The 18029-nt window shown below is 66.9% G+C and carries 18 protein-coding genes; 8 read left to right on the top strand and 10 right to left on the bottom strand.

Going from position 1 to position 18029, the window contains the following annotated elements:
* Positions 1-68: 68 nt before the first annotated feature.
* Positions 69-1610, top strand: a complete 1542-nt coding sequence (locus BIU82_RS03850; RefSeq protein ID WP_070348155.1) for an APC family permease — start codon at positions 69-71, stop codon at positions 1608-1610.
* Complete coding sequence (locus BIU82_RS03845; RefSeq protein WP_070348154.1) at positions 1607-2419, top strand: SDR family oxidoreductase; 813 nt, start codon at positions 1607-1609, stop codon at positions 2417-2419. The genes BIU82_RS03850 and BIU82_RS03845 overlap by 4 nt, the downstream gene beginning before the upstream one ends.
* On the opposite strand, the gene BIU82_RS03840 is transcribed toward BIU82_RS03845, so the two are convergent.
* On the bottom strand, positions 2349-3437 hold the full coding sequence (locus tag BIU82_RS03840; RefSeq protein ID WP_070348241.1) for an FUSC family protein: 1089 nt from the start codon (positions 3435-3437) through the stop codon (positions 2349-2351). The genes BIU82_RS03845 and BIU82_RS03840 overlap by 71 nt on opposite strands.
* Before the next feature lie 49 nt (positions 3438-3486).
* Here BIU82_RS03840 and BIU82_RS03835 point away from each other — a divergent pair, with 49 nt between their 5' ends.
* The 3 genes from BIU82_RS03835 to BIU82_RS03825 all read left to right on the top strand — a co-directional run bounded on the left by BIU82_RS03835 (position 3487) and on the right by BIU82_RS03825 (position 6516).
* Complete coding sequence (locus BIU82_RS03835; protein ID WP_070348153.1) at positions 3487-3978, top strand: SRPBCC family protein; 492 nt, start codon at positions 3487-3489, stop codon at positions 3976-3978.
* A gap of 130 nt (positions 3979-4108) precedes the next feature.
* Positions 4109-4708, top strand: a complete 600-nt coding sequence (locus BIU82_RS03830; RefSeq protein WP_070348152.1) for a TetR/AcrR family transcriptional regulator — start codon at positions 4109-4111, stop codon at positions 4706-4708.
* Positions 4705-6516 (top strand): alpha/beta fold hydrolase, encoded by a 1812-nt coding sequence (locus BIU82_RS03825; RefSeq protein WP_070348151.1) that lies wholly within the window; start codon positions 4705-4707, stop codon positions 6514-6516. The genes BIU82_RS03830 and BIU82_RS03825 overlap by 4 nt, the downstream gene beginning before the upstream one ends.
* Positions 6517-6619: 103 nt before the next feature.
* On the opposite strand, the gene BIU82_RS03820 is transcribed toward BIU82_RS03825, so the two are convergent.
* The 3 genes from BIU82_RS03820 to BIU82_RS03810 all read right to left on the bottom strand — a co-directional run bounded on the left by BIU82_RS03820 (position 6620) and on the right by BIU82_RS03810 (position 9680).
* Positions 6620-7021, bottom strand: coding sequence for a VOC family protein (locus tag BIU82_RS03820; RefSeq protein WP_070348150.1), 402 nt, complete (start codon positions 7019-7021; stop codon positions 6620-6622).
* Between the two features lie 9 nt (positions 7022-7030).
* Positions 7031-8644, bottom strand: coding sequence for an MFS transporter (locus BIU82_RS03815; protein ID WP_070348149.1), 1614 nt, complete (start codon positions 8642-8644; stop codon positions 7031-7033).
* Positions 8645-8870: 226 nt separating this feature from the next.
* Positions 8871-9680, bottom strand: coding sequence for a putative protein N(5)-glutamine methyltransferase (locus BIU82_RS03810; protein ID WP_070348148.1), 810 nt, complete (start codon positions 9678-9680; stop codon positions 8871-8873).
* 431 nt (positions 9681-10111) lie between these two features.
* On the opposite strand from BIU82_RS03810, the gene BIU82_RS03805 reads away from it, so the two are divergent.
* Positions 10112-10375: a hypothetical protein gene (locus tag BIU82_RS03805; RefSeq protein WP_070348147.1), complete on the top strand. Its 264-nt coding sequence runs from the start codon at positions 10112-10114 to the stop codon at positions 10373-10375.
* 117 nt (positions 10376-10492) lie between these two features.
* Here the strand turns inward: BIU82_RS03805 and BIU82_RS03800 are convergent, their stop codons facing one another.
* Positions 10493-13063: an ATP-dependent DNA ligase gene (locus BIU82_RS03800; RefSeq protein WP_070348146.1), complete on the bottom strand. Its 2571-nt coding sequence runs from the start codon at positions 13061-13063 to the stop codon at positions 10493-10495.
* A gap of 38 nt (positions 13064-13101) precedes the next feature.
* Here BIU82_RS03800 and BIU82_RS03795 point away from each other — a divergent pair, with 38 nt between their 5' ends.
* Positions 13102-14046: a Ku protein gene (locus BIU82_RS03795; RefSeq protein WP_070348145.1), complete on the top strand. Its 945-nt coding sequence runs from the start codon at positions 13102-13104 to the stop codon at positions 14044-14046.
* A gap of 57 nt (positions 14047-14103) precedes the next feature.
* On the opposite strand, the gene BIU82_RS03790 is transcribed toward BIU82_RS03795, so the two are convergent.
* From BIU82_RS03790 to BIU82_RS03775, 3 genes are all read right to left on the bottom strand, one after another.
* A complete protein-coding gene (locus BIU82_RS03790; protein ID WP_070348144.1) occupies positions 14104-14766 on the bottom strand; it encodes a DUF6766 family protein in 663 nt (220 codons plus the stop codon).
* Positions 14767-14775: 9 nt separating this feature from the next.
* Positions 14776-15282, bottom strand: coding sequence for a DUF6328 family protein (locus tag BIU82_RS03785; protein ID WP_070348143.1), 507 nt, complete (start codon positions 15280-15282; stop codon positions 14776-14778).
* A 596-nt stretch (positions 15283-15878) separates the two neighbouring features.
* Positions 15879-16319 (bottom strand): hypothetical protein, encoded by a 441-nt coding sequence (locus BIU82_RS03775; protein ID WP_070348141.1) that lies wholly within the window; start codon positions 16317-16319, stop codon positions 15879-15881.
* A 208-nt stretch (positions 16320-16527) separates the two neighbouring features.
* On the opposite strand from BIU82_RS03775, the gene BIU82_RS03770 reads away from it, so the two are divergent.
* Positions 16528-17007: a DNA starvation/stationary phase protection protein gene (locus BIU82_RS03770; protein ID WP_070348140.1), complete on the top strand. Its 480-nt coding sequence runs from the start codon at positions 16528-16530 to the stop codon at positions 17005-17007.
* Positions 17008-17098: 91 nt separating this feature from the next.
* Here the strand turns inward: BIU82_RS03770 and BIU82_RS03765 are convergent, their stop codons facing one another.
* The gene (locus BIU82_RS03765; RefSeq protein WP_070348139.1) at positions 17099-17377 is read right to left on the bottom strand and encodes an HPr family phosphocarrier protein; all 279 of its coding nucleotides are present in this window, start codon (positions 17375-17377) and stop codon (positions 17099-17101) included.
* 61 nt (positions 17378-17438) lie between these two features.
* Positions 17439-18029 (bottom strand): putative PEP-binding protein (locus BIU82_RS03760; RefSeq protein WP_363968076.1); only part of this gene is annotated, 591 nt, incomplete at its 5' end.

Raw genomic sequence — 18029 nt, 5'->3', positions numbered from 1 at the left:
ACGCTGGCACCATCCCTCCCCACACCGCCTGCGCAGCAGCACACTTAAGCAGTAGCAAAGGACCCCCCATGGACCAGCCAACAGCCCCACCAAGCCCCGGCTCCGGGCAAACCGCCCTCGCCCGGGAGCAAAGCAAGCACCTGCAGAAATCCCTCGGCCGCTTCGACATCCTCCTGCTGGTGGTCGCCGCCGTCATCTCCGTGGAAGTCCTGGGCCAGGTGTCCGGCTTCGGCGGCGAAACCTTCACCTGGACCCTCATCCTGGCGGTGACCTTCATGGTCCCGTACGGGCTGATCTTCGCGGAGACCGGTGGTGCGTTCACCGAGGAAGGCGGTGTGTACGTCTGGACCAAGATGGCCTTCGGCCGCGTGGCCGCGGCCATTACCTCCCTCTTCACCTGGGTCACCCAGCCGGTGTGGGTGGGCGGCGCCATGGCGTTCGTGGCCGTGGAAACCTGGTCCGAATACGTGGGCCACGTGGAAGCCGGCAGCGCGGGGGACTACCTCTTCAAGCTCGTGTTCATTTGGATCACGGTCACCTCGGCCATCATCAGCCTGAAGCACGGCAAGTGGCTGCCCTCCCTCGGCGCCATCCTCAAGGTGGTTTTCCTGAGCTTCTTCATCATCGTCACCTTGGTCTACGGCCTGCAGCACGGCTTCAATGGCCTGGACCTCGGCTTCTTCTCGCCCACGCTCGCCGGCTTCCTGGGCGTCACCCCGCTGCTGCTGTTCTCCTTCCTCGGGTTCGAGTCCGGCAACAGCGCCGCGGGGGAGATGAAGAACCCGGCCAAGGACGTACCGATCTCCGTGGCGCGGTCCTCCATGATCGCCGCGGCCAGCTACCTGCTGCCCATCCTGGCCATCCTGCTGGTGGTGCCGCTGGACCAGATCACGGGCATCGGCGGGCTCTTCGGCGCCGTGGCCACGGTCTACACGGTGTTCGGCCCGGCTGCGGAAGCCATGTTGGCCGTCTCTGCCATCATCTTCTGCTTCGTCCTGGTGTCCCAGGGCGCCGCCTGGATGATCATCAGCGACCGCATGCAGGCCATGGCCGCCGCGGACGGTTCGTTCTTCGGCGGATTCTTCGGCCGCTTCCACCCGAAGCTGGGCACGCCGATCCGAGTCAACACACTCTCCGGAGTGGTGGCCACCGTGTTCATGCTCGCAGCCATGCAGCTCAGCGGCACCAGCAGCTCGCTGTTCGGCGTGGTCCTGGCCATCGCCATCTCCACCTTCCTGCTCAGCTACCTGCTGGCGATTCCCGCCGCGGTCCGGCTGCGCAGCAAGTATCCGCACGTCGAACGGCCCTTCAGGGTGCCCGTCTCCGACGCCGTCTTCCGGCTCATGGGCGCCCTCTGCTTCCTCTGGATCCTGGTGGGCTCATGGGTGGCGGTTTTCCCGGGCACGCTGGACGCTCTCTTCGGGCTGTCCTATGACTTCGAAGGAACCTGGGGCGTCTCCCAGCTGACCTTCGAGGCCTTCGCCCTGGGAACGCTCGGCTGCATCCTGGTACTGGGCGTGGTGGGCTACATCCGCGGCAGGAAGGTCCGTGAAGAGGTCGGCCGGAACACCGGGGCGAGCGTGGAGGGCAGGACTACGCTGGGCGTATGACCGCCATAGCGAACGCCCTCACCGCACTCGTCACCGGGGCCACCGCCGGATTGGGCGCGGAGTTCGCCCGGCAGCTCGCCGAAGAAGGCCACCACCTGGTCCTCGTCGCACGGGATGCCGGACGGCTCCGTGCCACGGCGGACGTCCTGGAACGCGACTACAGCATCACGGCAGAGGTGCTTCCCGCGGACCTGGCCGACGACGCCGGGGTGGCGGCCGTCGTCGAACGCTTGCTGGACGCGGCACGGCCGGTGGACGTGCTGGTCAACAACGCAGGAATCGGCCTGCTGCACTCCTTCGAGAAGAACGGCGTGGAGGATGAAAAACGCCACCTGAAGCTGCACGTCCAGACGCCCATGGAGCTGTGCCATGCGGCGCTGCAGGGCATGCTGCGGCGGGGATCGGGCCGGATCATCAATGTGGCCAGCGTTGCGGCGTTTGCCACCCGCGGCAGCTACTCGGCGGCCAAGGCCTGGCAGGTGAGCTTCAGTCGCTGGGCGAATCTCGCCTTCGCGCCGCGCGGGGTGAAGGTGACGGCGCTCTGCCCGGGCTTCACCCACACCGAGTTCCACGACCGCATGGGCATGGACAAGGGGGTTGCCCCGGGCTGGATGTGGCTCGACGCCGGACGGGTGGTGAGGGAGGCGCTCGCCGACAACAACCGCGGCAAGGCCGTTTCCATCCCGAGCAAGCGCTACAAGCTGGTGTCCGCCGTCGCGCGCATCCTGCCCGCCAGCCTTACGGCAGGTCCCCCGAAGAAGCCGCTGCCGGCGTCGGGCTCCCGGCCGAACGGGGACGCCGCCGGATAAGCACCACCACGGCAATGCCGGTCAGGGCGCCGATCAGCGTTTCGGCGGCGCGTTCGGTGATGAGCCGCGCAGGATCCGTGACCGCCGCCAGCTCGGTCATCAGCAGGATCACGGGCGTGAAGAACACCATCGCCCAGCCGTAGTGCCGGGTCATGAACAACTCCGTGAAGAACTGGCAGAGGATCACCAGCAGCACCAGCACCACCGTCGCCGGGAAGTACTGCAGCGGGGACAGCGGCCCCGGAAACAGTACGACGGCGACAATCCCCAGGCCGAGGAACGTCCCCACAATGCGGTGGATGCCGCGGTGCACTGCGCTGGGCATGTCCGCGCCCGCGAGCGGGACCGCCGCGGCGGCCATCGCCCAATGCGGATAGCCGCTGCCGCTCAGTACGCCGATGCTTCCCGCCACCCCTACCGCCGTGATGTAGCGGGCGGCATGTACGACGGCGGCCTGCCGGGTTTCCGGGGTGCGCTTCGGTGCTTCCCGCATTGCGCCGGACTTCCAAGCCCGCACCCGCAGCCAGCCCGCGAAACCGACCAACAGTGAGAACGCCGCCGAGGCCGCGGCGATCAGCACGGCCACAGCGAACGGCGCTGTTACCGGAACCGAGGCGCAGGCGCCGAGTGCGAGGATGCCGAAGAACGGGCCGTTGGGCTTGAGCCGCACCCGGTCCGCGTACAGCGAGCCCACGCCGGCCAGCAGCGCTTCGACCGCTACCAGTCCCCAGGAATGGATGTGGTTCACGGCAAGGAAGACCCCCACGCTCACTCCGCCCACCAGCACCACCGCGGCCTGGAGCTGGTGCCGGAGCCGCAGCTGGTGGCTTTCGTTCCGTCCGTACATCGCGGTGAGGCCGCCGAACACTGCGTAGAGGCTGAGCTCGGGCCGGCCGATGGCCAGCAGGAACAGCAAGGGCGCCGCGACACTGAGCCCCACGCGGACCGCGGAGAGCCGGTCGTTGTTGGCGGGGCCCATCGCGTGCAGTTCCCGGGCGTAGGAGAGGATCTTGCGCATCACCACAATTTTCGCAGGCCCGCGGCGGGCGCCGTGCAAGAATCCTCGCATGACCGTCTCCTTCACCTGCCGAACGTTCTTGCCGATGCCTCCCGGCCAGGCCTTCGACCTCTCGCGCAGCGTGGACGCGCATGTCGGCTCGATGGCCAAATCCGGGGAACGCGCCGTGGCCGGCGTGACCTCCGGGCTCATCGGCCTGGGCGAAACCGTCACCTGGCGGGCCAAGCACTTCGGACTGCCCATCCTGATGACCAGCCGCATCACGCAGTTCAGCTACCCGGACTCCTTCACCGACGAGCAGCAACGCGGCCCGTTCCGTGCCTTCCGGCACGTGCATGAGTTCCTGCCTGACGATTCAGGGCAAGACGGTTCAGGGCAAGACGGTTCAGGGCCCGACGGAGGCGGGACCCTCATGATCGACCACGTTGAGTTCACTGCCCCGTTCGGCGTGCTTGGCCGCTTGGTGGAGAAGGCCTTCCTGGGGCGGTACATGCAGTACCTCATCGAGGAACGGAACAGGTACCTGCAGGGGCTCGCGTAGGGGAGCGGCGGGTTTTCCCCGCCTTGCGGTCTTTTCCCGGCCGGGTTACATGGGGAAAAGTCCGTTGGCCGGGGAAACGTGGGCGGGCGCCGTGTTTGCAAAAATATATAGACTGGTCTACTTTTTTCTTATGCCATCCAAAGGAACCCTCACCAAAGCGCGGCTCGCAGAGTCCATGCTCGAACTCATCCAGACCAGCGGCTACAGCGGCACTGGCCTGAACGCCGTCATTGAACACGCCGCGGCGCCCAAGGGTTCGGTCTATTTCCACTTCCCTGACGGGAAGGAAGGCCTGGGCGTGGCCGCCGTCGAACTCGCCACGAAGCAGTTCGAGGCGCTGATCGCGGAGGCTGCAGCTTCTGCGGGCGGCGCGGCCGGGGCGGCCCGCGCCGCGATTGAGGCACTGGCGGGCATCGTGGGCGGGAGCGACTTCCGGCTGGGTTGCCCGGTCTCCGTCGTCACCCTGGAGATGGGGGCGGAGAGCGAACGACTGCGGCAGGCATGCGCCGCCGCCTTCGAATCCTGGATCGCCACGACGGCCGCGCTCCTCGAGGCCAACGGTCTTGACGCTGAGGAGGCCCGGTCCCTGGCGACCGTGGTCGTCTCGACGATCGAGGGGGCGGTCATCGTCTCCCGTGCCCTGAAGAGCACCCAACCCCTGGAGTCTGCCGCCGACGTCGTGGCCGAACTCATTAACCAGCGCTGCCAGACCGCAGGAGGAACCCGATGACCCAGCACGGAGATGCCCGCCACGCCCTGGTGTTCGGGGCCTCGGGACTGATCGGCCGGCACCTGGTCCTCACCCTCGCGAAAGCCGGCGCGCACGTCACGGCGGCAGTCAGGAACGCCGCGTCGGGAGAGCGGGTCCGCCAGTGGCTCCGGGAGCATGGCCTGACGCAGCAGCTCAGCACGGTGATCGTCGACTTCGACGCCGAGGAAATCGTCGAGGGCGGCGCGGCGGCTCTCGCGGACGTGACCGAGATCCACAGCTGCGCCGGGTCTTTCCGCTTCGGGATGCCCGCCGAGGAAGCGCGCAGCGCGAACGTCGGCATCGTCGAAAAGGTCATCGACTTCGCCGCAGACCTTCCGAAGCTGCAGCGCGTGGTCCACATCTCCGGCTACCGCGTCGGGGGACAGGACCCGAGCCTGGTTCCATGGCCGGAGGAATACCGTGCGGCGGTCTACAAGGAACTGGGCGGCTACGAAGCCTCGAAGGTTGAATCCGACGCGATCTTCCAGGCCCGGGCCTTGGAACGCGGGGTCCCTTGGACGATCGTGAATCCGGCCACCGTGATCGGTGACAGCGTGACCGGTGAGACGGAGCAGATCGTCGGTCTGGCCAGCACCATCGAACAGATCTGGGATGGCACCGCGGCCGCGCTGCCCGCCGACAAGTCCACGTTCGTCCCCGTGTTGACGGTTGACTACATGGCGGCCTTCATGGCGGCGTCCGCGGTCGATCCGGATGCTGTGGGCAAGGCGTACTGGCTCCTGGATGACGCCACGCCGCCGCTGGCGGATCTGCTCACGCATGCCGGCCGGCACCTTGGGGCGAAGGTTCCGCGGCTGAAGATTCCGGTGGGCGTCATCAAGCGTCTGCCGCAGTGGGTCAGCAAGGCGGATCCCGAGACCCTCGGCTTCCTGTCCTCCGACCGCTATCCGACGGCGCCCGCCGTCGAGCTGGCCGAGCGGCACGGGATCCGGACACCCGACGTGCTGGTGTCCATCGACCGGTGGGTTGACTATCTGGCCGCGCATCGCTTCGGCGCCGCGTCCGGCGCGACGGCGGCCGCTGCCGGCGGACGCCGGTTCATCGACGCCGGCGGAGTGCGGACCTTCGAGCTCGGTGCCGCGGGCTCCAGCCGGGTAATCCTTCCCGGCCTGCCGGTCAACGCGGACACCTGGGCCGACGTGGCCTCGGGCATCGGTGCGCGCGCCGTCGACCTTCCCGGACTCGGCCTCAGCGGCGGAACCGGCGTCCAGGATTGGCAGCAATGGCTGCCCGCTGTGCTGGGTGAGGAACCCGCCGACCTCATCGGCCATTCCATTGGCGCGGCTGCGGCAGTGCTCGCAGCCGACCGGTTCCCGGAGCGGGTCCGCTCCCTGACGCTGGTTGCCCCGTTCTTCCTCCAGGCGCCGAGCGGCTTCCCGGCTGCGCTGAAGCCGCTCGTCAGCACCTACTTGCGGCACACGGACCCGGTGCGGCTGTCACGCCAACTGACCGGATCGGAAGCAAGTGCGGCGGCTCTCAAATCCAGCGTCAGCGACCTCAGGCGAAGCAGCGCCAAGAGCGTGGCAGGGCAGCTCGCCCTCGCAGGATCGAAGCGCTGGCGTGCCGAACTGCGGGAAGCGCTGGCCCGGTTCAGCGGCCCGGTCCGCATCATCACGGGAAGCGACGATCCGCTCGCCCCGGGCATGGTCGAACGGTTCGAGTCGCTTCCGAACGTTGAGTTGATCCCGGTGCCGGGCGCCGGGCATCATCCGCAGCTGACCCATGGCGATGCCCTCGCCGGGCTCCTCCAGGGCGCGGTCGTGTGACGTCCGTGTGACCGTCTGGGACTTTCCCCGGCTTGTGGGCTTTTCCCTACCGCGTTACACGGTGAAAAGTCCGTTTGCCGGGGAAAGTTGGGCGGGCCTGGCGCTACTCCGCCACCAGCTCCACCTCGTAGCCGTCCGAGTTGATCAGGAACGCCGCGTAGTGCTCCGGGCCGCCGGCGTGCGGGTACTGGTCGGCGTAGAGTTCGAACCAATCCGCCTCCACGGCCAGTTCCCGTAAGCGGTCCACGTTCTCCCGGCTTCCGGCGTGGAAGGCTACATGGTTCATGCCGGCATCAGTCCGCCGGTGCAGGGTACTGGTGAGGTCCGGGGACTGCTCCACCACGATGTAGGTGGACCCGAGCTTCCAGCTGCATCCCTTGGCCCAGCGCTGGAACGGCAGGTAACCGAGTTCGGCCAGGAGCCAGCCCCATTCGGCCACGGCCCGCTCCAGGTGCGGAACCCAGATTTCCAGATGGTGCAGGGATCCCACCGGAGCGTTGGCCATGAATCGAGTCTACGCCGCGCCCACCAGCTTGGAGCCGGGATCCTTGGGGCCATCGCCGCCGGTGGAGCCGGCCGCGGGCACGTCCTCGAAAGGCATCTCATCCAAGTCGATCAGCGGGTTCTCGTCCTGGGTAGCCACCAGTTCGCGGGCCTCGGCCGGGGTGTCCACGCTCGGCATGGAGCCGGGCAGCGGCCGCCGGGCGGATTCCTTGAGGAAGTAGATGGCGACAGCGCCCACCACGGAGGTGGCCATGAGGTAGTACGCGGGCATCATGTCGTCCCCGGTGCCCTGGATGAGGGCATCCACGATGAACGGGGTGGTGCCGCCGAAGATCGCCACGGAGAAGTTGTAGGCGATGCCCATGCCGCCGTAACGGCTCGACGTCGGGAACAGGGCCGGGAGCGCCGAGGCCAGGTTCGCGATGTAGAACGTCACCGGGAAGGCGATCAGGGAGAGTCCGGCCAGGGTGGACCAGATCTCACCGATACCGATCAGCATGAAGGCCGGAACGGCGAACAGGATGGTGCTCAGCGCGCCGATCCACAGCACGGGGCGGCGGCCGATCCGGTCGGACAGCTTGCCGGTGAGCGGGATGCACACGGCCATGACCACCAGCACCGGAATGGTCAGCAGGGTGCCGTGGATAGGGTCGTAGCCCTTGGACGTGGTGAGGTAGGTGGGCATGTAGGAGGTCAGCGCGTAGCCCACGGTGTTGGCGGCCGCGGCCAGGATCATGGCGAGCAGGATCTGGCGCCAGTAGGCCTTCACGATACCGATCGGTCCCTTGGCCACGGCGGCGTCGCCGGCAGCGGCCTCGGCGGCGTGGGCTTCCTGGGCGTCCAGTGCGGCCTGGAACTGGGGGGATTCTTCGATCTTGTTCCGGAAGTACACCGCAACTGCGCCCAGCGGGCCGGCGATCAGGAACGGCAGCCGCCAGCCCCATTCCTCCATGGCGGCCTGGCCCAGGGTGAGCTGCAGCAGGGACACCAGGGCGGCACCGAGCGCGAAGCCGATGTAGGAACCCATGTCCAGGAAGCTCGCGAAGTAGCCGCGGCGCTTGTCCGGGGCGTATTCGCTGACGAAGGTGGTGGCGCCGGCGTATTCGCCGCCGGTGGAGAAACCCTGGATGAGCTTGAGCAGGACCAGCAGCGCGGCGGCCCAGATGCCGATCTGCGCGTAGCCGGGCAGGAGGCCGACGGCGAAGGTGCTTGCCGCCATCAGCAACAGCGTTGCGGCGAGCACTTTCTGGCGGCCCACTTTGTCACCCAGCCAGCCGAACACCACGCCGCCCAGCGGGCGGGCGATGAAGGTGGCGGCAAAGGTTCCGAGGAGGAACAGGGTCTGTACCGAGGGGTCGGCTTCGGGAAGGAAGACCGGGCCCATGGTGGTGATCAGGTAGCCAAAGACACCGACGTCGTACCATTCCATGGTGTTGCCGACGATCGTCCCGCCGAGGGCCTTCTTCAGCATCGGCTGGTCCACGACGTTGACGTCGGAAACCTTGAGCCGGCGGCGGCCGGGGAACTTCAGTTTTGTGGTGCCCTTTTTGGGGGTACCGGATGTGGATCCGGTGGCGTTCCTGGCGCCATCCGGAGAGTCGGTGATGCTTTGGTCTGTGGGCATTTGGGCCCCTCCTAAGGAGGTCATTTGCTTGCGACGTACAGCTGCCCCGCTCCGGGCAGGCCATCAATTTTACGCGGCGTGCCGGCCCTGCGGGGGTGAATCCCTTGCTGAGGCACCAGGATCTGCCGTAATCTGTGCCTTTCGACGGCGCTCCCACGGGCCGGATACCCGCGGGATCCTGCGGATTTACGGCCCTCCACGCAGGTCGTTATCTAATTGTGACCTTTTATGGCCGATTCGGCCCCGGATTCTGGGACATTCCGAGCACCACCGTGGCGTCCAGTTCCTCCGAATGGAGCACCTTCGCCTCCATCCCGGCCGCCTCGAAAAGTGCCGCCGTCAAAGGCGCCTGCCGGACGCTTGTTTCGATCAGCAGACGGCCGCCCGGCGCCAGCCACAACGGAGCTTCCGCGACCGTCCGCCGCTGCACCGCCAAACCGTCCGCGCCGCCGTCGAGCGCTACTAGGGGCTCGTGGAGGCGGGCCTCAGGCGGCATGGTCCCGATCTCCGCCGACGGCACGTACGGCGCATTCACCAGCAGCAGCTCCACACGTCCGCGCAGTCCTGGCGGCAGTGCCGCGTAGAGGTCGCCTTCGTGGACCTGCCCGCCGGCCGCTTCCACGTTGCGCCGGGCACAGCGGACCGCGGCCGGCTCGACGTCCGCCGCATGCAGCTCGATTCCGGGAACCGCCGCCGCGAGCGCGGAACCCACGGCGCCGGAACCGCAGCAGAGATCGACGACGGCGGACCCCGCCCGGGCGTACCGCGCGCCGAGCTCCACGAGGTACTCCGTGCGGCGCCGCGGGACGAAGACGCCGGGATCGACCGCGATGCGCAGGCCCCGGAAGGCGGCCCAGCCGAGGATCTGTTCGAGGGGAAGGCCGGCGATGCGTTGTGCGGCCATGTGTTCCAATTCGGCGGGGCTTGCGGCTGCTTCAAGGAGCAGCGAGGCCTCTTCTTCGGCGAAAACGCAGCCGGCGGAGCGGAGCTGTGCGGTGAGGGAAGAATGGGTGGGCTGGGCGGGGGTAGTGGTCATGGGAGAGCCTTTCGGGATGCCGAGGAGTGCTCTCCGGCCCGCTAAACCAGGCTGGTGTGTGAATGCGGAGGGAGCACCCGTGCTGCCATTGCGTTGATGGGTCTCACCTCCTGGGTCCGGGGCCCGTGCGGGCCGTCTGAGCTGCAATGCTAGTCCACGCTCCGCGGGCCACACAACGGCTAAGAATGGGGGTTCACAAGCGGCGGCTGCGAGCTTAGGGTATGGGGCATGGGAACACTGATTTTTGAGTAATGGCCGGCTTAGCCGAACAAAAATCCATGCCTGATGAGGTCCTGCCGTCAGCGCCGTTCCCTTTTCCCCTGCCCGGAACAGCCCGTTCCGCGGGTGATCGCACCACTCCGGAACGCCGCGCTTCCGGCACCCCTTAAGGCATGTGAAGACTTTCATTTCACCGTCGAAAGGAAGAAACAATGGCCGCCAAGAACGTCTCAGCAAAGATCGATCCGGAAATCGCCGGCCATCTGGCCGAAGCCATGGGCAAGGCCCCCATGCCGGAACCGGCCGCAGTCACCTCCGGCCTCGCCTCGGCCAACGGGAAAGCCCACTGGCCGGATGGAAACGGCAAGCGCCGGCACCCCAAGGAACGCAACATCAGCCACGGCCGGATGGGCCAGGGCGCAGCAGTGACGGCAGTACACCGGACCAGCCGTCCGCAGATGCCACACTCCTCCTGATCCTGTCCGAACCGCTTCTTCATATCCGCTACGCGTCATGCCCGACGACACCGGAATTTCCGGGTCGCCGGGCATGACGCGTGTCGCAGGCGGATCAGCGCGTCCGGGGAACGCTCCCTAGCCGGGCGGCTGCACGTCCGACGGCGACTTGTCCGGCCGCCAGCCCCGCCACACCGGGTGCCGCATCCGGCCGCCCACCGTCCAGTCCCGGGTCCAGTCGCTGAACGTCACCTCGCCCACGAGCTCCGGGGACACCCAGTGCGCCGTATTGGCGTCTTCGGCCGGAATCTCGGCGAACGGCGACTCCGGCTGCTCCAGCTCCTTCACCCGTTTCAGGATGTCCCGCAACTGCCAGTCCTTGAAGCCGGTGCCCACCCGTCCCGCGAACCGGAGCGTGCCGCCGTCGGGAATTCCCACCAGGAGCGAACCGATGGTTCCGCGCCGCGCCCCGGCACCTGGACGCCAGCCGCCCAGCACCACTTCCTGGCTTTGTTCCAGCTTGAGCTTGAGCCAGGAATGGCTGCGACGGCCGGGCAGGTAGCGGCTGTCCGCGCGCTTGGCCATGATGCCCTCGAGCCCCAGTTCGGCTGCGCTGGCCAGGATGTCCTGGTGGTCGTGGTCCAGCATCTCGGACAGGTGCACCGGGCTGCCCTTGCGCACGTCCTTCATGAACTGCTCCAGGTGCCCGCGGCGTTCCTCAAGGGGCAGCGAAACCAGCTCGGCGCCGTCGTCGAACAGCATGTCGAACAGCATCAGCTGCACCGGGGCGATGGCGCGGGCGCGTTGCACGTCGCCCGGTTTGGTGAGGTTCATGCGCTTCTGCATCTGCTCGAAGCTGGGCCGGCCGTCCTTGCCGAAGGCCACGATCTCCCCGTCCGCCACGAAGTCCCGCTCCGGCCAGAGGGCGGGATCGCTCAGCTCCGGGTATGTGGCTGTCATGTCCTTGCCGGTGCGGCTGCCCAGCCGGATCTTCCCGCCCCGCCGGAAGACAAGCACCCGGAAGCCGTCCCATTTGAGCTCGAACAGCCAGCGGCTGCCGCCCAGCTCACCGGCCGTGCCCGCGGTGGCGAGCATGGGGGAGTAGTCCGGGACGGTGGTGAGGCGGCGGGGTTCCGGGCCGGTGGATGCTCCGGCGCCCGATGCTCCGGCGCCCGATGCTCCAGCCCGCGGAACCGGCTGGTGGCTGGGCTGCTCCTTCATCAGGTGGATGAGCCATTGCTTGTCCGACTCCCCGGTGCGGATGAGGGCAAAGCGCTTGGTGCCGTGCAGGCCGCCGCCGGGTTGCCCTATGAGCGTGGCGATGACCTCCTTGCCGTCACGCCACTTTTCGCATTCGTACGTGCCGCTGTCCCAGATGCTCACAGTCCCGGCGCCGTATTCGCCCTTGGGGATGATGCCCTGGAACTTCGCGTACTCGAGCGGATGGTCCTCCGTGTGCACGGCCAGGTGGTTCTTCTTCGGTGTCTCCGGCACGCCGCGCGGCAGCGCCCAGGACACCAGCACGCCGTGGTGCTCCAGCCGGAAATCGAGGTGGAATGCGCGTGCGTGGTGCTCCTGGATCACGAAGATCCCGCCCGCCGGATTCTCCTCCGCGTCCGCCTGCGGCGCGCGCGCCGAATGACCCCCGGTAGCCTGCCCGACGATGGCCTGCCCGACGGCGGGAAACGGCTCGGGCGTCTTGCCCGGATCGCGCTTGCGGACGTAGTCCTTGAGGCGCGGGTGGATACCGTCGCCGGCAGCCGCGCCGCCGTCGTCGTCCTCATCCCCGCCGGCATGCGCGGGCGGATGGCCGGGATGTCCGGACGCCACCGCCGCAAAGGGGTCCTTGCCTTCCTTGACCCGCTTCAGCACCGCGGTGAAGTCGAGGTGCTGGAACTTGGGGGAGGAGAGCTCGCGCCAGGTGCGGGGCGCGGCCACCATGGGATGCGGCCGGCCGCGCAGCGAGTAGGGCACGATCGTTGTCTTGTTTCCGCTGTTCTGGCTCCAGTCCACCAGCACCTTGCCGCCGCGCAGGGACTTCTTCATGTCGCTGACCACGAGGTCCGGATGGTCCGCTTCGAGGGAGCGCGCCAGCTCATGGGCGAACGCCGAAATCTGTTCCCATTTCTGCGAGCCGTCCAGCCCGGCGTACAGGTGGATGCCCTTGCTGCCGCTGGTGACCGGAACGGGATCCATGCCCATGTCCTTCAGGATGGCCCGCGCCAGCTTGGCCACCTCCACGCATTCGGGCAGCCCGGCGCCGGGTCCGGGATCGAGATCCAGGACCAGACGGTCCGGGTTCAGGACGTTCCCTTCGGCGTCCACCCGCCACTGCGGCACGTGGATCTCCAGCGCCGCGATCTGCGCCAGCCAGGTGAGCGTGGCCAGGTTGTTCACCAGCGGGTAGTCGTTGGAATGGTCCTTGTGCTGGATGGTCACCCGCGGAACCCACGACGGCGTGGACTCGTCCAGGTTCTTCTGGAAGAACATCTGGCCCGGGTTGTCCGTGGTCCCCACGCCGTTCACCCAGCGCTTGCGGGTGGCCGGCCTGTCGGCTGCCGCCGGGATCAGGAAAGGCGCGACGGCGGCGTAGTAGTCGAGCACTTCGGCCTTCGTTGTGCCGGTTTCCGGGTAGATGATCTTGCCCAGGTTGGTCAGCGTGAGTTCCCGTCCTTCGACGTTCACGCGCTCCTTCTGGCGGGTAGCCATCTCTTCACCTCCGCCTTGATGTGATGTTCACTTAGTGCATGAGGGCCATATGGAAGGGTTCTATCGCGTTCGGGCTGGTCAACGTGCCGGTCAAACTGTACAGCGCCACGGAAGACCACGATGTGAGTCTCCACCAGGTCCACAACAAGGACGGCGGCCGCATCCGCTACCAACGCAAATGCGAAGTCTGCGGCGAAGTTGTGGCTTACGAGGATATCGACAAGGCCTACGAAGAGGAAGGCCGCACCGTGGTCCTCACGACGGCGGAGCTGAAGTCCCTGCCGGAGGAGAACAGCCGCGAGATCGAGGTGGTGGAGTTCGTCCCGGCCGAGCAGCTGGACCCCATCATGTACGAACGGCCGTATTACCTGGAGCCTGATTCCAAGTCGCCCAAGGCCTACATGCTCCTCCTGCGCACCCTGCAGGACACCGAGCGCGTGGCGATTGTCCAGTACGCCCTCCGCCAGAAGACCCGGCTGGGGGCGCTGCGCGTGCGTGGCGACGTGCTGATGCTGCAGTCGCTGCTGTGGGACGACGAGGTCCGCGAAGCCGATTTCCCTGCGCTGGACACGGACATCAGGATCTCGGACAAGGAACTCGAGATGTCCTCGGCACTGGTCGACTCCATGGCCCGGGACTTCGATCCCGAGGCCTACACGGACGACTACCAGGTACAGCTGCGCCAGCTCATCCAGGCGAAGCTTGAACGCGGGGACGCGCTGGACACCGAAGAGACCTTCGGAGCGCAGGCCGGTGAAGGCGAAGGCGGCGAAGTCATCGACCTCATGGAAGCGCTGAAGCGGAGCCTCGATAAGAAACGCAGCGGCTCCGGCGCTTCGGACGGCGCCAAGGGCGGTGGCAGTTCGTCCGGCAGCAGTTCGTCCGGTGCCAAGGGCGGCAAGGCGCGCTCCAAGGCGAAGGATGACGCGGAAGGCGAGGAAGCTCCGGCCAAGCCCCGCACCCGGGCGAAGAAGAAGGCCTGACGCCGGGCCGCCGTCGTCGGGCATGTCACGCCGCGGATCCGCCATCAGCGGGTGTCCTCACGCCCCGGTTTCATGGTGCGGCTCGGCAACGGGCTTGGATTCCGGTGAGCCGCGCTCGCGGAGGAAAACGGACGCACCCACCAGCACGGCAACCGCCAGGAACTCGCTTTGCCAGTTCTGGAATGACTCGAACCAGAACTGGCTGGTGGCCATGAATTCCCAGGTGGAGACGGCGGGCAGGCCGTGCGCCATCTGCTCTTCGCTGTAGGCCTCGGCGCCGCCGATGGCGTGCAGCAGGATGGATCCCAGGAAGAGGAGCAGCAGCAGCCCGGACAGGGAGTGTTCGTAGACGACCAGCACCCAGCCGCCCTTCCGGACCGGCCACGGGGTGTCCGCGGTGATTTTGGCTTTGCGGGGGTCTTCGTCCTGGGCGGCTTCCTTCCCGATCGGCTTGGACTCGGAGGAGCCCTTTTGGAAAAGGAAAATGGTCAACACCACGTACATGGCCATCTGCAGGAATTCGGATTCCCAGTTTTCGAAGACGGCCTCAATGAAATGCCCGCTTTGGATGTACGCAAGAAGGTCCACGCTCTGCTGGCCGTGGCTTGATTGTTCCTCGTTGTAGGTGGCCACACCGGAAAAAACCATTCCGATAAGAAATGCCAGGAACAGCCCGGCGTTGGCTATGAGCAGTCCATTGTTCTTCACCCATCGGGGCATTTTTTCTCCTTAGAGTCCGGTGCCGCGCGGCCGGCGTGAGCGGTAGCTCAGCCGCCAGGGCACCACCAACAGCAGGAAGAGGAGCACCAGGACGATCGCTCCGCCGGCAATGAAGGCGGCGTTGCGGCCGGCAACCACGTCGTAGACCAGCACCGCGGTGCCGACGATCAACAACGCGACGCCGGCCAGGGCCATCTTGGTCATGCTGTCTGCCGCGGACACCAAGACAGCCTTGAGCTGCTTGCGGAAGAGCCGCCGGTGGATGCTGACCGGAAGCAGGATCACCGTGGTGGTGAGGGCGGCGGTCATGACGTTGAAAAGGTAAAGGCCCGTTTGGAATGAATCCAGGGAGTCGAATTTGGCTTGGAACGGCAGGGTCAGGAGGAAGCCGCCCAGGATCTGGACGCCCGTTTGCAGCACCCTGAGTTCCTGGAGGAGTTCCATCCAGTTGCGGTCGAGTTTTTGGTTCGGCGACTCTCCGCGTTCGTCATCTTCCGGCAGATCTGATTCGTCCATGTGGCAAACCTCCGCGGTGTCTTGGGACTCACGCTATGGGCTGGGAGCGTGGAATTCAATCGGAAAGCAAGCGTGCTGAGCAATTGGGCGCGGGCTCTGGACTCCGCGCCGGGTGGCGGTTAGCGTCGGGAGTGCTGGAGAAGAACGCCAACTCAATTGGAGGAAGCGATGAACAGCACCTTCACATCAACTCCCGACTCACCTCCCGACGACGGCCGGCTGGCTGAGGCGGTCATGCCGGCGGCGGATACGCAGCCTGTGGTACCGCCCGACCCGGGCGATCCGCCGTCGCCGTTCGGGCCGCCGTCGCCCTTGCCCCCGGAGCCGCTGCCGCCGGACCCGGGGAAGCAACCACCGCCCTTCGAGCCGCCGCTGCCGCCGCCCACGGAACCTTCGCCTGCGGAACCGCCCTTGCCGCCGGATCCCGGTCCGTTCCCAGTACCTCCCGGGCCGGATACCTTCCCGGTGCCGGGCGATCCGGACGCCGCGCCGCCGGAACCGGAACCGCAGCCGGACGGGCCTGGCCGTTAGCAGTGTTTGTCCGGATGAGTGAAACCGGCGGGCGCCCTGGCGGTGGCGCCCGCCGGTTCCACGGCTTATGCCGGCAGCTCCATCCGGAAGCCGCAACGGCATTGGAGCACCTTCGTCTTCAGGTAGACGTCCAGGAGCTCGGCCTGCGGATCCCCTTGGGGGCCCTCGGTAAGGATGGGTGCGTGCAGGCTCCGGTGCTCGGAGCCTGCCAGCTCCATGGGTTGGCCGCAGTGCACGTACTCGCCACCGAACTGCAGCACCCCTGTGGTGTCGCCGCGGTCGTTCAGGATGGCGGCTGCATCCAGGAACACCGCAGTGTGGGCGTAGAAGGTGTCGCACTCGACGCAGGTGTACGAAATATCGACGAGTCCGTCGACGGGGGACTTGAGTGGTTCGATGCTGTCCAGAATGAGGTGATCGGTGGTGTTGCAGTTTCCGCACCAGATGGGTTCCGCATGTGGGTGCGGGGCCTCATTCGATGACGCAGGCTGGGAAATTGTCGACATTGACCGGTTCCTTTCGGTGATCCGAACCCCTCAACGCCCCCGCTCAGGGAAGGGCTCCCCCTGCGAAGGCGTTGACTGAGATACCTCATCTTACTAGTAAGCATGCTTATCAATCCAGTGATTTCGACGTAAGCTGATCCATGGAGCCCCGACGGCGAACCCGTCCTCAGGGCTGCCTGTTACCTGATCGGCATCGTGAGAGGAAGACATGAAGGCATCACAAACCTTGGCCACCAACCTGCAGATGGTCTTGACGGATCTGATCGAACTCCAGCTTCAGGGAAAGCAGGCACACTGGAATATCGTGGGGCCCAATTTCAGGGACCTGCACCTGCAATTGGACGAACTCGTGGCGGCCACCCGGGCCTTCGCGGATGAAACGGCGGAGCGGATGCGCGCCCTGCATGCCCTGCCGGACGGCCGAAGCGCCACTATTGCCGCCGGCACCAGGCTGGAACCATTCCCGGAAGGGCTCACCTCCACCAAGGACGCCGTCAAGCTGGTCACCAAGCGCCTGGAAAGGGCCGTCCAGACCATGCGGGATGTCCACGACGAGGTCGACAAGGAAGATCCGACGACGGCGGATCTGCTGCACGAGTTCATCGCGCGGCTTGAGCAACTGGCCTGGATGATCAATGCGGAGACGATGACGGCCGGCGCCTCGGTGTCGGAGCCGACGCAGGACTGAAGCGCCAATTAAAGCGAAAGAGCGTGCCTTCCCCGAGGGGAGGGCACGCTCTTCTTGTTCCGGGAGACCGGTTGTTCCGGGAGACCGGCGCTTATTCGGCGTCGTGGTCGGTTTCGAGGATCTTGACGAGCTTGTCGAGGGCTTCGTCGGCGCCGGTGCCTTCGGCGCGGAGGACCACGACGTCGCCCTGGGCAGCGCCGAGGCTCATGAGGGAGAGGATGGAGGCTGCGTCCATGGCCTCGTCGGCGGGTTCGCCCTGGCGGGCGATGGTAACCTCGAGGTCCAGTTCGGCGGCGGCTTCGGCGAAGATCGCGGCGGGGCGGGCGTGCAGTCCGACGCGGCTGGCGATGGTGGCGGTGCGTTCAGTCACGGGGTTCTCCTTGGGTGGGTTCTTGGGTTTCGGGGGTGGGTTGTTTGGTGGCTTTGGGGAACTACAGGCCGAGTTCGTCCAGGATGGGCAGTTGTTCGCGGGTGGCTGCGCGTGCGGCTGCGGCGCTGGGTGCGGCCAGTGCGGTGGCTGCGAGCTGCTGTGCCTGGGCCAGGGTGATGGTTTTCAGCACGGCGGCCACAGCCGGCAGTGCACGGGGGCTCATGGACAGGGTGGTGACGCCGAGGCCAATGAGCACGGCTGCCAGGGCGGGATCTGCCGCGGCTTCTCCGCAGACACCCACGGGCTTGGCGTAGCCGCTGGCCGCGGCCGCGGTGGCGGCGCCGTCGGCGGTGAGTTTCACGAGCTGCAGCACGGCCGGCTGCCAAGGGTCGTTCAGGGTGGCCAGGGGCCCGAGCTGCCGGTCGGCGGCCATGGCGTACTGGGTGAGGTCGTTCGTGCCGAGGGAGGCGAAGGAGACTTCCTGCAGCACGGTGCCTGCGGTAAGCGCGGCGGAGGGCACCTCGATCATCACGCCGGGGGTCTTCAGTCCCGCGGCAGTGGCGAGTCCGGCGAAGCGGGCCGCTTCGTCCGGGGTGGAGATCATGGGGGCCATGACCCATACCTCGGCCTCATGCTGGGCTTCGGCCGCTGC

It is taken from the genome of Arthrobacter sp. SW1, from assembly GCF_001766675.1.
Taxonomy (GTDB): Bacteria; Actinomycetota; Actinomycetes; order Actinomycetales; family Micrococcaceae; genus Arthrobacter.
Note: the sequence above shows the minus strand (reverse complement) of the source record. Positions and strands in the feature narration are given on the sequence as shown.

Bases quoted from the DNA above. Each gene is read 5' to 3' on its own strand.
- BIU82_RS03850 (WP_070348155.1), top strand. From the start codon at position 69: ATGGACCAGCCAACAGCCCCACCAAGCCCCGGCTCCGGGCAAACCGCC.
- BIU82_RS03845 (WP_070348154.1), top strand. From the start codon at position 1,607: ATGACCGCCATAGCGAACGCCCTCACCGCACTCGTCACCGGGGCCACC.
- BIU82_RS03840 (WP_070348241.1), bottom strand. From the start codon at position 3,437: ATGCGCAAGATCCTCTCCTACGCCCGGGAACTGCACGCGATGGGCCCC.
- BIU82_RS03835 (WP_070348153.1), top strand. From the start codon at position 3,487: ATGACCGTCTCCTTCACCTGCCGAACGTTCTTGCCGATGCCTCCCGGC.
- BIU82_RS03830 (WP_070348152.1), top strand. From the start codon at position 4,109: ATGCCATCCAAAGGAACCCTCACCAAAGCGCGGCTCGCAGAGTCCATG.
- BIU82_RS03825 (WP_070348151.1), top strand. From the start codon at position 4,705: ATGACCCAGCACGGAGATGCCCGCCACGCCCTGGTGTTCGGGGCCTCG.
- BIU82_RS03820 (WP_070348150.1), bottom strand. From the start codon at position 7,021: ATGGCCAACGCTCCGGTGGGATCCCTGCACCATCTGGAAATCTGGGTT.
- BIU82_RS03815 (WP_070348149.1), bottom strand. From the start codon at position 8,644: ATGCCCACAGACCAAAGCATCACCGACTCTCCGGATGGCGCCAGGAAC.
- BIU82_RS03810 (WP_070348148.1), bottom strand. From the start codon at position 9,680: ATGACCACTACCCCCGCCCAGCCCACCCATTCTTCCCTCACCGCACAG.
- BIU82_RS03805 (WP_070348147.1), top strand. From the start codon at position 10,112: ATGGCCGCCAAGAACGTCTCAGCAAAGATCGATCCGGAAATCGCCGGC.
- BIU82_RS03800 (WP_070348146.1), bottom strand. From the start codon at position 13,063: ATGGCTACCCGCCAGAAGGAGCGCGTGAACGTCGAAGGACGGGAACTC.
- BIU82_RS03795 (WP_070348145.1), top strand. From the start codon at position 13,102: ATGAGGGCCATATGGAAGGGTTCTATCGCGTTCGGGCTGGTCAACGTG.
- BIU82_RS03790 (WP_070348144.1), bottom strand. From the start codon at position 14,766: ATGCCCCGATGGGTGAAGAACAATGGACTGCTCATAGCCAACGCCGGG.
- BIU82_RS03785 (WP_070348143.1), bottom strand. From the start codon at position 15,282: ATGGACGAATCAGATCTGCCGGAAGATGACGAACGCGGAGAGTCGCCG.
- BIU82_RS03775 (WP_070348141.1), bottom strand. From the start codon at position 16,319: ATGTCGACAATTTCCCAGCCTGCGTCATCGAATGAGGCCCCGCACCCA.
- BIU82_RS03770 (WP_070348140.1), top strand. From the start codon at position 16,528: ATGAAGGCATCACAAACCTTGGCCACCAACCTGCAGATGGTCTTGACG.